Raw genomic sequence first — 15,201 nt, 5'->3', positions numbered from 1 at the left:
GACTCCGTCACCAGCAAGGTCGAAAACACCGAGGGCCGACCGAATCCGCTCGAGCACCGGCACCGACGGCGCCGACCTGAAAGCGAGCGACGACGAACCCGAGCACGAAGAACCACTCTCGAAGTTCGTCGCCGAGTGTCGCTGGTGCCGCGTCGGCTTCGAAAGCGAAGAGACGCGGGCTCGCACGAGGACGGCTCGAAAGAGCCCGTCTCCGCCTGTGGCCCACTCTCGGAGTCGCTCTACCGAAATTACTGTCTTCTGACATGTTCTGGCGAGTGTGCTGAATACAGAGCGCCTATCTTGCACGCGTTCTTCTCAACTTCGCCGATAACGGCGGGCGGTCCTCCGCGGACTATTTAGACGTTTTAGTAGATGGAGCGAGAGGAACCGGTATGGACACGCTACGATCGAACGACGGTACGTCTCGGCAGCACCGATGGTAGACGTGGTGCTCTCGGCGGCACAGATCCTCGTCGCGCTGTTTCTCGTGGTTCTGAACGGCTTTTTCGTCGCCTCGGAGTTCGCATTCGTCCGGATTCGGGGAACGTCGGTCGAACAGCTCGCCGCAGAGGGGCGAACCGGCTCGGAGACGCTCCAAGAGGTGATGACGAACCTCGACAACTACCTCGCGACGACGCAACTCGGTATCACCATCGCGTCACTGGGACTGGGATGGGTCGGCGAACCCGCCGTGGCGTCGCTCATAGAACCCGTACTGGCTCCGATTCTCCCCGAGGGGACGCTCCACTTCGTCGCCTTCGCTATCGGCTTCAGTATCATCACGTTCCTCCACGTCGTCTTCGGCGAACTCGCGCCGAAGACGCTCGCGATCGCCCAGACCGAGCGACTCTCGCTGTTCCTCGCCCCGCCGATGAAGCTCTTCTACTACCTCCTCTATCCGGGGATCGTCGTCTTCAACGGGGCCGCCAACGCGTTCACGCGGTCAATCGGCGTGCCGCCCGCCTCCGAGTCGGACGAGACGCTCGGTGAACGGGAACTCCTACGGGTACTCACCCGATCCGGTGAAGAGGGAGACATCGACGTGGCCGAGGTGAAGATGATAGAGCGAGTGTTCGATCTCGACGATATCGTGGTGCGGGAGGTCATGGTTCCGCGACCGGACGTGGTGAGCGTTCCGGAAGACGCCGCGCTGTCGGAGCTCGAGTCCATCGTCTTCGACGCCGGCCACACGCGCTACCCGGTTCTCGACGCCGACGACGGGGACCAAGTAGTCGGATTCGTCGACGTCAAGGACGTGCTGCGGGCGGAGGTTGGCGACGGGGACGCCGAGTTAGTCGGCGACCTCACCCGCGAGATTCTCGTCGTCCCGGAGACGATGACGATCGGCGGTCTCCTGGGGCAGTTCAGAGAGGAGCGCCAACAGATGGCCGCAGTCATCGACGAGTGGGGTGCGTTCGAGGGGATGGCGACGGTCGAAGACATCGTCGAGGCCCTCGTCGGAGACCTCCGAGACGAGTTCGACCTCGACGAGCACGAACCCTCGATTCGCCCGCGCGACGACGGAGGGTACGACGTCGACGGAGGAGTCCCGTTGTCGAGAGTCAACGACGCTCTCGGTGCGGGCTTCGAGAGCGAGGAGGTAGAGACCATCGGCGGACTGGTGCTCGAACGACTCAACCGCACGCCGGAAGTCAGCGACAGCGTCGAAATCGCCGGTCACATCGCCGAGGTGACGAGCGTCGAGGGGGCCCGAATCGTGACGGTGCGGATCCGCGAGAGAGACACCGACGAACCGTCGGAGGAGCGGGAGTAGAGACCGACCCGTTCCGTTCGGCCGCACGACGACGTCCGATCGACGTTGCGTCCCGTACCCGTTCGATTCGGAGTCTCGGAGTCGTCCAGGTCGACGCCCTCTCCTGCGCGCCGTTCTCTCGAACTTCAGGTGTCGCTCTCTGTTGAATCCCCGAACCTGATAGGGGTCGCCTGGTGAATACAGAGGGTGGAGTCAGCAGGCTTGTTCCACGAACGGTATTCGAGAAACTTCTGTAGGAGAGCAGGAACCAGTACGGAAACGTCCACTGCGGGACGCCACCGACGACGAAAACGCCGCGTATCGTGACCCAGCCGAGTGCCAACTGGTCCACGAAGATGGCCGTCATCAACGCGCCTCGTAAGACGAACCCGAACGTGAGGTCGGCCCACCACGCGCGATTGACGCGGATACCGAAATCTCGGAACCGCCGTCGATCCACGTACCGACCTGTCAGGTAGATGGCCACTGGCGTGGAGATGACACCGACTACAAGGTCGATCGCGGTCACGGCGATACTGCCAACCGGAGTCCCTCGGAGTTCAAAGAGGGGTGACCGGCCGGTAACGACCGTTCCCAAGAGGCCGGACATCATAATTCCGAGGAGCCAACAGAGAGCGAGCCCGCGGAGCTGTGTTCCCCGACCCAGCGGGCCACCGCACGTTCACGGCGACTCACACCGTTCCGATGGGGGGACGTGCCTGATGCCGTTCTGGTTGGTCAGCCGGAGTTCGAACACCAACGAGGGACAGGCCGCCAGATTCGACCACTGCGTGGTCTGCTTCCAGGCGGGAAGCTCCTCCCGATCGTCTTGGACCGCGTGGGGTCAGAGGTCTGCGGTGGCAAAACGCCGGTATCCGAGCACCAGCGGAACGACGAGCCAGACCACGAGGACGGCGATGCTGGCCCAGCCCGTGAGATAGAACGGAACCGGCCCGTCCAGCATCCCGCCGAGGCTCAGGGCTGCCGTCGTGCCGTCACCGAGGAACCACCCGAGGGCGTTCTGGTAGGCAGCCGACGGCGTGACGACGTTGAGGAAGGCATACCACCCCGGGATCGTCGTGAGCCCACCGAAAGAGAACCCATTCGCGACGAACATGACCGCCGGCGCGAGGAGGTCACCGAGGAATTCGAGAAGAACGAACACGCCGACGCCGAACGCCATCGCCCGTCCACCGCTCCCGGTCGTCGCGGAGACGGCGACCATGATGCCCACGTACACGAGGGCGAACAGGAGCGTGACCACCGCGAAGACCGCGTAGTCGACCGGTGAGAACGAGGGCAACAGTGCGAGGATCACCGCCAGCGTGACCGCGAGGCCGACGAGAATGGCGACCGCAAGTACCGCCGTGCGGCCGAGGAGTTTTCCGAGAACTACGTCCGCGCGGCTGTGGGGAAAGCCCAGCAGGAGCTTGCTCGAGCCGCGGTCGCGCTCACCGGCGATCGCTCCCGCTCCGATGACGATGGCCGCGATGGAGACGAACAGCGTCATCACGGCCAGCAGGAGTGTCAGGTAGCCGAGGGTACTCAGTTCGCCGATATCCCGACTGAGTTCCGGAACCGTCGCATAGAGGACCGCCATCCCTGCCGAGAGGAGCACGAACGCGGCGGTGATGGCCCAGAGGGCTTTCGAGAGCCGGGCGTCCTGGAAATCTTTCCGGGCAACGACGACCCAGCTCATGCACGCACCTCCTCGCCGCCAGCCGAGGGAGTCGCGGGCTCGAGGTCGTCGTCCCGGCTGCTCGTGTCCGTGTCGTCCTCCGTCGTGTAGGCGGCGAACATCTCCTCGAGGGACGTCTCCTCGATATCGAAATCGACGATAGTCTCTCCAGCCGCTTCGACGGCGTGCATGACGGCCGTTTTCGCTTCCGGCTCGCACGTCACCGTCAGGTGAGTCTCGCTGTCGGCGTGGACGCCGGTTACGCCCGGAAGGGCAGTCACCGCGTCGATCACGTCGTCCGTCACCGACTCGACGGTGAGGACTAGTCGGGCATCAGTCCCGAGGGCATCTCGCAGTGCGTCGATCGTGTCGACGGCGACCAGTTCGCCGTTCCGGAGGATACCGACGCGGTCACAGACCGCCTCGACCTGTTCGAGGATGTGCGAGGAGAAGAACACCGTCGCCCCGCGATCACGCTCCGCTCGAATGATCTCGCGCATCTCGCGAGCGCCGTTCGGGTCGAGTCCCGTCGACGGCTCGTCGAGGATGAGAAGTTCCGGTGAGCCAACGAGCGCCATCGCGAGGACGAGCCGCTGTTTCATGCCCTTCGAGAAACCGCCGGCCTTCCGGTCAGCCGCGTCGGCGATGCCGACGCGCTCCAGCAGTTCGACCGGGTCGTCGTCACTGCCCTTCGAGCGATCGCGAATTCGAGGTGCTGTCGGGCCGTCAGGCGGTCGTAGAGGTGATACCCGTCGGGAAGGACCCCGACAGCCTGCCGAACGGCTAGCGAATCGTCCTGTGCATCGTAGCCGAGGACGGTCGCCGTCCCTGCCGTCGGGCGAACGAAGTCAAGGAGGATGTCGATTGTCGTCGACTTCCCGGCGCCGTTCGGGCCGAGGAAGCCGAATATCTCCCCTCTGCGGACGGTGAGCGTTACATCGTTGAGCGCAGTGACGTCGCCGTACTGCTTGCCGAGTCCAACAAGTTCGATCGCGATCTCGTCGGCGATTGGGTCGGCTCGTGTATCGAGTTGACTCATACGGCTTCCATACGAACGATTGCAACAAGGGTTCGCTCGCCGGATACGTCCGTGTTTTAAATACTCGCCCGTCGGTGACGATCGATCTTTGCCCGGAGAGTCACGATCGGATCAACACCTCCCGCCGGAACAGGACGATGAACACAGCGATCATGACGAGACCGAACACCGCTCCGAGAATCCCTTCGCCAGTGACGAGGAAGACCTCGCCGGCGATGAAACCCTGTTCGTTCGCGTAGATACTTCCCAGAACCCACGGGTTGAGGATGTTCCAGACGAGGTGCAGAATCGCCACGGGCAGGACGCTTCCGTTCGAGAGGAAGTAACAGTACGCGAATGGGAACGAGATGGCGAACACGGCGATTGCCTGAACGACAGCGACGGTGAGGGGGTCACCGACACCGGTCACTGCGGCCGCCCGGTAGAGGAATGCGGAGTGAAACAGCGCCCAGACGACACCCACGGCCGCCGTGGCACCCGCTCGTCCCCATTTTTCGGTCAGTGCCGGGAGTAGGTATCCCCGCCAGCCCAACTCCTCGCCGTACATTCTGACGAGCTGCTCGAATAGGACAATCGCCAGGACGGCGAACCCGAACTGTTCGATGACCATGACCACGAAGTTCTGCGGGCCCGGCTGGTAGACGCCGAGGCCACTCGCGAGGGCGATGGCACCGACGCTGCCGATAAACAGGACCGGGTAGAGGAACGCGAATCCGAGCGACGGGATGGTCGCACCGCGAATCGAAGACACGATCGTTCCGACGATGGACTGACCCTGGATCCGGCGAAGGGCGAGAACGACGACAGCGGGCGTGAGCATCAGCACGGTTGTCGTGTAACCAGGAATCGAATCGGTGACGATCAGTAGCGATATCGACCAGCTAACGACTAATGTAATCACCACGAATGCGCCGAGATACACGTCTGGCGGCACCTCGAATTTGGGGGCGGCCCGTTCAACGGCCATCCGGGGCCCTCCAGCCAGTCTCATTATCACGTCGTGCGAATTCTACTGCCCCAGCGTGGAGTACAGGTCGTGAATCGAATTGACTCATAGACGTCTGATACGGGTCAAATTTCCAAGATTGTACTCGCCGTATCTATCCGTGTTTTATATACCTCTCGACCCGCCCCTATTCGAGTCGTAAGGGACCTGAACCGGGTCTATCAGCTCAAGCTGGCTAACGAGTCGGGGATAGATGGTGTATTCAACGGTGTATCCAAGTAGCCTGGAGGGAGCCCATCACGGCAGATTGGATTCTACTTCTCGAGAGTAACGCTCCCGTCGTGGCTAACGTCGATATTAGATTCGGCGTACACGTCATCAACGCGGCTGTCGCCACGTATCGCAGCGCTCTCTTCGTCACTTCGGCCTCGAAGGGTGGGAACGAGCAGGCCAGGATCTATACGGAGACTCCCCTCGACGACGTAGACGTACGTGATGACGCCGACGAGTCCAACAAAGCCTGCAACCACACCCAAGAATCCGGCTTCGAAACCGAAGGCCCCGCCAGTCCAACTGGTCGGTCCCGTCACTTCGAGGGCGAGAATGTGGGCCGGAAGTTCGATGCCACTCACGGGCTGGCCGAACAGGACTCCCATCGAGATGTTCCAACTGGTGTGGAACCCAATCGCGAGCGCGAGTCGACCAGTCAACACGTAGCTCGCTGCGACCGTAATCGCAATAACTGCAATCACGACCACGGAGACGAGTGAGGCGCCGGCGTTCGCCAGGTGAACGATACCGAACACCACGCTAGAAACGATGATGGCAGCAAGGACGGCCGGGACCGTCCCATAGCTCGCAAACCCCTCGGCAACGTTCTTCAGAATGACCCCACGAGCCACGAGTTCTTCGTAGAAGCCGACGACTGCGAAGAGGAGCAATGCGCCGACCAGTCCCAGAATGAGTCCTTCTGGTCCAGCGACGATTGTATCGACCACGACAGCCCATCCTGCGGATAGCGCGACGCCGACAGCAACAGTTTGCGCGAGGAGGGCTAGCCCGGCACCAACCACGAGATCACGTCCCCATACCTTTCGCTCTCGAAACCCGTAGTCAGTAACCGGTCGCTGATCGATGTAGCGAGCAACCACGAGGGCACCAATGACGGCCCCGAGACCGAGTCCAAGTGTGGTAAGGACGAGGTAGCCGAACGAGAGTGGTTGCACGAATGCCACTGATACGAGGTCAGCGACAATCGTTCCGACGACAGCGAATGTCGCGATCACGAAGAACCCGATGAGGAGTCGGACCAACGCGCGTGGCCGTCGCTCGACACTGTTCCAAACGAGGTTTCGAATGTGCATGCATAATGAATGTTCGGCAGAGAAAGAATGGCTGCATCTTATCCATCAGGCTCTATAAATAGTCTGACCCACTGCGAACTCAGCGGAACGGAGGTGAAATATGCCAACTCTTCGCTTCCACCAAGCCCTCGACAACCTACAACCGCGAGCCATACCGATCGTTTTGATCGGATCGTGGTGGAGCCGAATCCAGCGTCCCAGTGTCGTGCTCTTCGAAGGTATCGACCCAGAACTCTCTCCACTCGTCTCAGTTGGCCAGTCGGAAATCAAACGCCGAGGTTGCCACCGCTACCTCAATCGTCCGCGGAGCTATCCTGACTCGTCGGCATAGCCACGCGTAGCGCATCGCCGATGAGCGTGTTCTGCGCTCGGCGAAGGCGGTCAGAGAGTGACTGGGGGGTGATATCGAGTACTTCAGCGACGGCCGCCATCGATGTCTCCCTCGGAAGATCAAAGAAGCCCATCTGCCACGCTGTTACCAGCGCCTCGTGTTGTTTCGGGGTGAGTCCGAACTGGCTGCCCGTCTGGGCGTAGGACATCTCGTGGAGGCGGGCGAGGTCGAACGAGAACCCTTGATCGCGGAGATGGGAGGTAAACTCGCCGATCAATGTATGGTCATCGAATCGGATTCGGAGAACCCAGCCGTCGGCCGTCCCCCTGGCTTTCAGGATCGATGTCCCCTTGTTCGTGTACGCCTGTACGAGGGATTCGACGCTATCCCCCCACATCGCACGGTACATCGTACCCAGCTCGCTGTCGAGGATCTGCTGGAGGGTATCGATCGACTCGTCCGAACTAGCGGCGGCCTCGAAGGCAGCGTTCGACACCCCCGAGACGATGAAGTACGGGGTCAGAGATTCCATCTCCGAGGCGACGACTCGATCGATCTGGACGACAGTTTCCGGCTCAACCTCGAACGTCTCGGAGAGTGCGAGGGCTCGCGGAGGAACGCGGAACTCTCCAAAGATACCCATAAGATGATATTTTCAACGTGGTCTGAATAATTGTTTGGGAGCGGGTCCGTAGTGGCGAGACGATTCGCTGACTGAACGAGCACGGAAGTCACGACGCTGTCTCGGGAGTTCAAAACCGGAGACAGGATGCGGCTCAAGTTGCACGACTCTTCATCCGATGGCAGTCCTACAGTGAACGACGACGAAAATATCGTATCGCAGCTTCATTCCTCGGAACCGTACAGTTCAGCCAAGAACGTCCGGATATGATCGGTCACACGACCCTGCCCAGTAGCCGAAAGGAAGTGCCGTTCGCCAGCCAGTGTGAGACACTCCACGAGCGATGGCAGCGTCTGTTGGGCCTTCGGGCGAATGCGACTCGCGGGAAAGAACGGATCCCGTTCGCCTAAGACCGCCAGGGTCGGCGCGTCGAATCCAGCTAGTGCCCTCAGGTCATCTGGGCCGGGAAAGGCAGCCTGAAGGTCCCCTGTCCGAAGCGCTTGCCCGACTGTCTCAATCACGATGTCGTCAACAGTTTCGATCGAATCGCTGAACATCGGGGCGAGAGCACGGGTTAACAACCCGCGTCGTGGGACGGCCCGATAGGCCAGAGACAGAACGACGATTCGGGCGAGCGCCGGCGAGAGAGGAGTGCCAAAACCTGCGGGAGCGACCAGTACGGCGCCAGTGATTCGATCTGGAGCGTGAACAGCCGCCTCCAGCAGAATTCCCCCACCATGAGAGATTCCGACCATCGCTGCCCGATCGATTCCGAGGCCACCGAGCACGTCGACGACCCACGGGCCGTACTCGTCGGGTTCGTTCGTATCGCTCCAGCCCGGCTGTCCGGGCGTATCCGGCGCGATAAGGTAGTACTCGTCGGCCAGTCCCTGGACCCAAGCGAGGGTCACCGGATTCGTGACGTTCCCTCCCTGGAATACCACTACTGGCGGTGCAGTTGGGTCCCCAGCAGTGAGGACGTGCGTTCGACCTGTGCGGGTTTCGACCCAGTAATCGGTGATGGATTCGTCAAGCAGGTCACTGATAGCGGCTTCGTAGAGTTCCGCGTATTGAGACGCACCGGTAGACCGAGCACCGCCGTCGGCTGCACCAGCAGTTGAACTGGAGAGTTCCGAATTATCAGTGCCGACGGAGGCGAGACCGGATCGGGGTCTTGTATTCATGTTAGTGACATGTCGAACGACGCAATATAGCTGCTTGGCCAGTCGTTCACACGGGGACGTACGTGGCTTGCTTGACGGTGGTGGCACTCTGTGAACACACTGGCCACTACTCGCTGAGATACGAGGACGCTAAGTGATAGAGCCGGGGAGACTGATCGATATGCGCGCTGTATTCAGCACGACCATGGAAATTCACTCAATTCCTGTCAGAATCGGCGTGCTGAACTTAGAGAGTGGATTCAACACGGCGAATGCCTCAGTTACGGAAGCGTTTCGCCCTCTGCGTAGCAATTGAACCGAACACTTGCGGTTGCGATTTGCTCGGCATCCGGGTCAGTCAACGAGACCGTGTATTCACCGTGAACCGGTGGGGGACCCAACGGTACCGCGTAGAGTTCGCCACTGCTGGAGCCAAACACGGAGTAGTCCTCGGGGTTGAGACTGCTCATCCCTCGATTGCTCATGAGCGGAACTGAAGCGACGAGGGTGTCGTCGCTATCGCGTATTTTGACTGTATGATACCGCTCTTCAGTAACGGCTTGGTCCGAAACGAGTATCCCGAGAGAGACCTGTTCTTCACCTCGTATTGGGGCAATCTCTCGGAGATATTGTGAACCGCTGCCCACGCCTCGACTGGAACACCGAGCGATGAGTTCTTCATCACCGAGACAGCCAGCGGTCGCAGTCACGGTGGCAGCAACACCTGCCATCAGTTCGCGTCTGGAGGGCATGGCGCCTGATGTGTGTCCACGTATTGTAACGATACTGGTACTGCGGCACTCGCGCCCTGTATTCAGCACGCTTTGTAGGATTTATCAGGAGACAATTATATCGGCAAAGCAACTACCGAGATAGTCAGTTCTCGGAGCGACCATACCGCTTAATTTCAGACGGCTACAACTGAGGCTATCTTTCCTCATCCCCACTAAAGCACCCCGGGTATTTCCAAATCGATGTTGTCCCACCAGTATGACGGACCAAACAATCGAACTCAGGGTGTTCGTCAAAATGAACAAATAACCACTCTCGATCACCGATCACGGTATCTGGGAAGTCCTCAAGTGTCGCTCGCGAAGGCAACTGTCGATATATTTCGCCAGGCGTCGTACCATCGATTTTGACTGAGCCAGGGGATCCAGTTGTATATCGGTGATTCGGAGCAGAGTAGTATTTGTCCCGGGAAATTATCCAATCCACGTCTTCGCACGGCTCGTGTACGGAGCGCTCACGAACGTTGATCTGCCGTTCACCTAACCAGTGAAGTATCCAATCGCAAGCCTCTCGAGAGACAGACGACCACACCCCGTTCGACTTTGAGAAGTCAATTTGTTCTAACCTTTCACGGTTATCTTCGACAAACCGTGCTGCTGCAGCAGGGAGATCAGCTTCTAAATAAGACACAGGTGAAAACCGGCCTGATGTATTCGTCCTAGTAACTCCTCGACAACCAGAAACATGGAGACGGTGAACCTCAGCACGCTCTTCAGGAGACAATCGAGACCGGTGGATATCAGACTGCGGTACCTAAATGAGTTCCTCGTATGGCTTCGTCATCGAGAACACTACGACAAGGCTTCCCAGCGAGAGCGAATGGAGTTGCGCCGTCGCCTACCTAGAGAAGCTGACGATCGACTGAGCCTGTACCAGCAGGCTCGCCGAGCAATCTGAGCCAGACAACCTACCGCTTGGCTCGCTGATGGATATGAGCCAGCACGAACTATCAATGCGACTGACTCAGCGGGTAGACGTACGGTACGGTCAAGAATTTACGAGGGTTGCGAGCCGGGCGGTCCCATCGCGTGTATCAAAGACTCGGCGCATTTTGCTGGTTCTTTCACCCACCCTCAGCGGAGGTGATCGGCGTGAGTCTCGCGCCGTCCAAGCGCGGAGGGCGCTACCGAAGCCGTCGTTCACCGACCCGTCGACGACCTCCCTGCTCCACATGTGGCGCAACATGTATCATTCATTACCGACTACAGACGAACATGGCCGCCGAGGATAGCTCCGAGGAGACGAAGGTGAGCGAGAGCGGTATGGTCACGATTCCGGCCGCCATCCGCCGACGCCTCGACATCGAACCCGGCGACACGATTCGATGGGAAGTCGCCGACGACGGTTCCCTGAGCGTCGACGTCGTCCACGAACGGTACAGCGCCTTCGGCGACTTCGAACCCGCTTCGATGGGCGGCGACGGACTGGACACACACGACCTCGCGGGACACGAACGCGAGGCGACGGAGCAGAACTGAGTGGCGTCTGCCGTCGTCGATACGAGCGTTCTGATCGCGGGCTTTGACGCGGATGACGCCCGCCACACCACCGGTTTCGACATCGTCCGCGGAATCGACGCGGGCGACCTGCCGACCGGGCGAGTGACGAACTACGTCGTCCTCGAGACGCTCAACTGGATTCACGGGCAAAATCGGCACGACAAGGCGACCGAGGTGTACGAACGGCTCACCACCTCGTCTGGATTCGAGATTCACCACGCACCGCAGAAGGACTTCAGGCGGGCCATAGAACTGTTCGAGACGTACGACGATCTCGCCTTCGGCGACGCGACGATCGCCGCCTACATGGAACGGACGGACGTCGAATATCTCTATTCGTTCGACGACGATTTTGACGCACTCGACTGGGTGACTCGGTTGGAAACCGCGGATAACCCCTTCTGACCCGACTGCTGGCGGTTTTGCGTCGAGAAAGTTGCTTCCCCGAAACTGCACACGGCCGCCGAGACGACGTGTGCAGACTGGTCCTTCGAGGACCTGATTCAGGCGACAAGCACCCTCACCAGTCGTCGCCGCGGTCGGCGTACGCGGTCATCACCCGGCGTTCGATGCGCTGGAGGCGGTCGCCGACCGTCCCCGGCGCGACGTCGAGGTGGTCGGCCAACGCGCGCTGGGTCGTCCGTCGCGGCACCTCGTAGTATCCCTTCTCGACGGCCAGGTCGAGCAGGGCGGCCTGCGGGTCGGTCAACGTGGGGTCCGCCTCGGCTTTCGATTCGACGCCGCCGACTCGCTCCACGGTGACGTCGACGACGTCCGGAATCTCGGTGGTGGCTCGGTGGATGCCCTCGTCCGTCCCGACGATAGTGAACTGAACGGCGGAGTCGCGTTCGCGTCCCCGGTGGTCGATGGGCCACTCGAGGACGATATCGTGGCGGTAGAGGATGTCGAGCAACTCCTTGATCGGCCCGACGCTCCGATGGTGAGCGTAGACGACGCCGCGTCCGTCCGTCCCCGCGACGTTGTACTCGAGCACGTCGTCGTCGGACTCCAGCAGGTCACGGGCGACGGCGAGGTCGCCGCAGACGTCGGAGAGTCCGACGTGCCGTCCGTTCTCGGTGGGGCCGAGGTACCGCGTCGCCGTCGTCGAGACGGCCGGAGAGTCGTCGAACAGGTCGAACGTCGGTTCGCGCACTCCGTCGGGGAGCGAGAGCGAGAGCGTGGCGTAGCGAAGCATGTCGGTGGTCACGGTGTGAGTAGAGGCGGGAATATAAACACCGCTCACATGCTGGAAGGAACGCTCAACCGTGGCGCGCCCTTCGAAACAGTAGATGAGTGACCAATCAGCGGTCGACGAGTTCCCACCGGGTCCGACGGGACTCCCCGTCGTGGGCGCGATGCCCTACTCCGTCCTCGGCGGACTGGACTTCCGCGAACGGATGGCTGAGGAGTACGGCGACATCGTCCACTGGGAGACCCACCGGGATCACGTCTACCAGCTCAACGACCCGGAGTTCATCGGACACGTGCTGGTCCACAACAACACCAACTACGTGAAAGGCGAACAGTTCCAGCGGCTGCTCGGCCCGCTACTCGGCAACGGCATCCTCAACAGCGAGGGCGAGGCGTGGCGGCGCAACCGCCACCTCGTCCAGCCGTCTTTCCACCCCGACCAGATACAGCGGTACGCCGGGATGATGACCGACTTGACCGAGGAGATGCTCGACGACTGGTCGGACGGGCAGACGCGTTCGATCCACGACGACATGATGGAGCTGACCCTCAGAATCGTCTCCGAAGCGCTGTTCGGCGTCGACATCGACCGGTACGTCGACGACATCGAGACCGCGGTCGGCGACTTCCTCCCGGCGACGACGAGCCTGCCGAACTTCCTACTCCCCGAGGAGGTACCGCTCCCGTCCCGACGGCGGATGAGCGACGCTCGGGACACGCTCGACGACGTCGTCGACGAGATCATCCAGCGCAAGCGACGGGACCCGGGCGAACACGACGTGGTCTCGAAACTGCTCGCCGCGAGCGACGACGACGGGAACTCGCTCTCCGAGAAGCAGATTCGCGACGAGGCCATCACGCTCATCACCGCGGGCCACGAGACGACGGCGGTCTCGCTGACGTACACGACGTACCTCCTCGCGCAGCACCCCTCCGTCGAGTCGAAACTGGTGGCCGAACTCGACTCGGTGCTCGGCGACGAGCCGCCGACGATGGCCGACCTCCCGAAACTCCCCTACACGGAGAAGGTCGTCAAGGAGTCGATGCGGCTGTTCCCGCCGGTCCCGGGCATCGTTCGCGAGGCGAAGTCGACGGACGAAATCGGCGGCTACACGATTCCCGCGGGGTCGAGGATGTTCATGAACCAGTGGGTCGTCCACCGGGACGGGCGCTGGTACGACGACCCCCTGGCGTTCGAACCGGAGCGCTGGACGGAGGAGTTCGAACGCTCGCTCCCGCCGTTGGCGTACTTCCCGTTCGGGGCGGGGCCGCGGCGGTGTATCGGCGACCGCTTCGCGATGCTCGAGGCCCGCCTCATCCTCGCGACGGTCTACCGGGACTACCACCTCGAACTCGTCTCCGACCGGAATCTGGAGGTGGTCCCGACGATAACCTCGCGACCGGACGAGGAGGTCAGGATGAAGCTTCACGACCGGGCGCCGAAGCGGCGACCGAGACGACGCGGTAAGCGGTCGGCCGGCGAGTCGGCACGGTCACCGAAACCGGTCGCATCCAGAGCGGTGCGGCGGAGGTGGCACTTTATGAGCGCCCCGGATACGTACCGTATATGGAAACGCAGACGCGGTCGTTACTCGACCAGCTTCCGCCCGAGCGACGAGCCGAGGTCGAGGAACGCGTCGAGACGCTGCTCTCCGAACTGACGCTCGAACAGAAAGTGGGACAGCTGAACCAGTTGAACGCCGACTTCGCGACGGGAACCGCCGTCGGCGACATGGACGTCGAGCAGGGGGTTCTGGACGGCGACGTCGGGTCGGTCCTGAACGTCGCGGACCTCGAAGAGGCCCGGGCGTTTCAGGAACTCGCGGTCGAGGAGTCCGACCACGGGATTCCGCTCGTACTGGCGCTGGACGTCATCCACGGCCACCGGACCATCTTCCCGATTCCGCTCGGGGAGGCGGCGTCGTGGAACCCGGAGATGGCGGAGCTATCTGCTCGCGTCGCCGCGACCGAGGCCGCCGCCAGCGGGGTCCACTGGACGTTCGCGCCGTCGGTCGACGTCAGTCGCGACGCGCGCTGGGGACGCGTCATGGAGGCGGCGGGCGAGGACCCGTACCTCTCCGCCGAGATTTCGAGGGCGCGCGTCCGCGGGTTCCAGGGCGAGGACCTCGCCGCGGACGACACCGTCCTCGCGTGCGCGAAGCACTACGTCGGCTACGGCGCGTCCGAGGCCGGTCGCGAGTACAACACGGTCGACCTCTCCGAGACGGCACTCCGCGAGGTCCACCTCCCGCCGTTCGAGGCCTGTCTGGAGGCGGGCGTCGGCAGCGTGATGAACGCGTTCAGCCTCTACGACCGCGTCCCGGCCAGCAGCAACGAGGAACTCGTGCGGGAGTTGCTGCGCGGCGAACTCGGCTTCGACGACCTCGTCGTGTCCGACTGGAACTCGTTCGGCGAACTCCTCGAACACGGGGTCGCCGGAGACCTCCGCGACGCGGCGCGGGCGTGCATCGAGGCCGGGTCAGACATCGACATGGTCAGCGGGGCCTACGCGACCGAACTGGTCGACCTGGTCGAAGACGGCGTCGTCGACGAGTCGCTCGTCGACGAGGCCGTCCGACGACTGCTGACCGTCAAAGGCGCCCTCGGCCTGTTCGAGGACCCCTACCGCTACTTCGACGAGGAGCGTCGGTCTCGGCGACTCCTCAGCGACGACCACCGCGAGGCCGCCCGCGACGTCGCGCGCGAGTCGCAGGTCCTGTTGAAGAACGAGGGCGACCTGTTACCGCTCGACGACGGCGGGGACGTCGCACTCGTCGGCGGACTCGCGGACAGCGCGACGGACATGCTCGGGGCCTGGCGCGC

The 15,201-nt window shown here is 61.9% G+C and carries 12 protein-coding genes and 1 pseudogene; 5 read left to right on the top strand and 8 right to left on the bottom strand.

Translation table 11 applies throughout. The features are described 5' to 3' along the window. Positions 1–436 precede the first annotated feature (436 nt). Entirely contained in the window at positions 437–1,774 is a 1,338-nt protein-coding gene (locus tag GJ632_RS10735; RefSeq protein ID WP_191452907.1) for a hemolysin family protein, read from the top strand. Between the two features lie 823 nt (positions 1,775–2,597). On the opposite strand, the gene GJ632_RS10730 is transcribed toward GJ632_RS10735, so the two are convergent. The 7 genes and pseudogenes from GJ632_RS10730 to GJ632_RS10700 form a co-directional block, all read right to left on the bottom strand. After that, positions 2,598–3,452 carry an ABC transporter permease subunit gene (locus tag GJ632_RS10730; RefSeq protein ID WP_191452906.1) on the bottom strand — a complete coding sequence of 285 codons (855 nt, stop codon included), beginning with the start codon at positions 3,450–3,452 and terminating at the stop codon, positions 2,598–2,600. Then, positions 3,449–4,470: pseudogene (locus tag GJ632_RS10725) on the bottom strand (ABC transporter ATP-binding protein). Before GJ632_RS10725 ends, GJ632_RS10730 begins: the two are co-directional and overlap by 4 nt. A 100-nt stretch (positions 4,471–4,570) precedes the next feature. After that, positions 4,571–5,461, bottom strand: coding sequence for a CPBP family intramembrane glutamic endopeptidase (locus GJ632_RS10720; protein WP_231751486.1), 891 nt, complete (start codon positions 5,459–5,461; stop codon positions 4,571–4,573). A gap of 269 nt (positions 5,462–5,730) precedes the next feature. Continuing rightward, positions 5,731–6,729 (bottom strand): CPBP family intramembrane glutamic endopeptidase, encoded by a 999-nt coding sequence (locus GJ632_RS10715; protein WP_197427967.1) that lies wholly within the window; start codon positions 6,727–6,729, stop codon positions 5,731–5,733. A 344-nt stretch (positions 6,730–7,073) separates the two neighbouring features. Then, positions 7,074–7,754, bottom strand: coding sequence for a helix-turn-helix domain-containing protein (locus GJ632_RS10710; protein ID WP_191452903.1), 681 nt, complete (start codon positions 7,752–7,754; stop codon positions 7,074–7,076). A gap of 203 nt (positions 7,755–7,957) precedes the next feature. Further along, on the bottom strand, positions 7,958–8,917 hold the full coding sequence (locus GJ632_RS10705) for an alpha/beta fold hydrolase (RefSeq protein WP_191452902.1): 960 nt from the start codon (positions 8,915–8,917) through the stop codon (positions 7,958–7,960). Between the two features lie 260 nt (positions 8,918–9,177). Continuing rightward, positions 9,178–9,648, bottom strand: a complete 471-nt coding sequence (locus GJ632_RS10700; RefSeq protein ID WP_191452901.1) for a hypothetical protein — start codon at positions 9,646–9,648, stop codon at positions 9,178–9,180. Positions 9,649–10,902: 1,254 nt separating this feature from the next. Between GJ632_RS10700 and GJ632_RS10695 the strand changes: the two genes are divergently transcribed. Next, positions 10,903–11,166, top strand: coding sequence for an AbrB/MazE/SpoVT family DNA-binding domain-containing protein (locus tag GJ632_RS10695; protein WP_191452900.1), 264 nt, complete (start codon positions 10,903–10,905; stop codon positions 11,164–11,166). After that, positions 11,167–11,592 (top strand): PIN domain-containing protein, encoded by a 426-nt coding sequence (locus tag GJ632_RS10690; protein WP_343161128.1) that lies wholly within the window; start codon positions 11,167–11,169, stop codon positions 11,590–11,592. It abuts the gene before it with no gap. A gap of 115 nt (positions 11,593–11,707) precedes the next feature. On the opposite strand, the gene GJ632_RS10685 is transcribed toward GJ632_RS10690, so the two are convergent. Beyond that, positions 11,708–12,394 (bottom strand): helix-turn-helix domain-containing protein, encoded by a 687-nt coding sequence (locus tag GJ632_RS10685; RefSeq protein ID WP_197427966.1) that lies wholly within the window; start codon positions 12,392–12,394, stop codon positions 11,708–11,710. Positions 12,395–12,476: 82 nt separating this feature from the next. Between GJ632_RS10685 and GJ632_RS10680 the strand changes: the two genes are divergently transcribed. Next, positions 12,477–14,039, top strand: coding sequence for a cytochrome P450 (locus tag GJ632_RS10680; RefSeq protein WP_191452899.1), 1,563 nt, complete (start codon positions 12,477–12,479; stop codon positions 14,037–14,039). Continuing rightward, positions 13,946–15,201 (top strand): glycoside hydrolase family 3 N-terminal domain-containing protein (locus GJ632_RS10675; protein ID WP_305037683.1); only part of this gene is annotated, 1,256 nt, incomplete at its 3' end. The genes GJ632_RS10680 and GJ632_RS10675, both read left to right, overlap by 94 nt.

Source organism: Halogeometricum sp. CBA1124, from assembly GCF_009741955.1.
GTDB lineage: Archaea > Halobacteriota > Halobacteria > Halobacteriales > Haloferacaceae > Halogeometricum > Halogeometricum rufum.
This window is presented reverse-complemented; position numbering and strand designations above follow the sequence as displayed.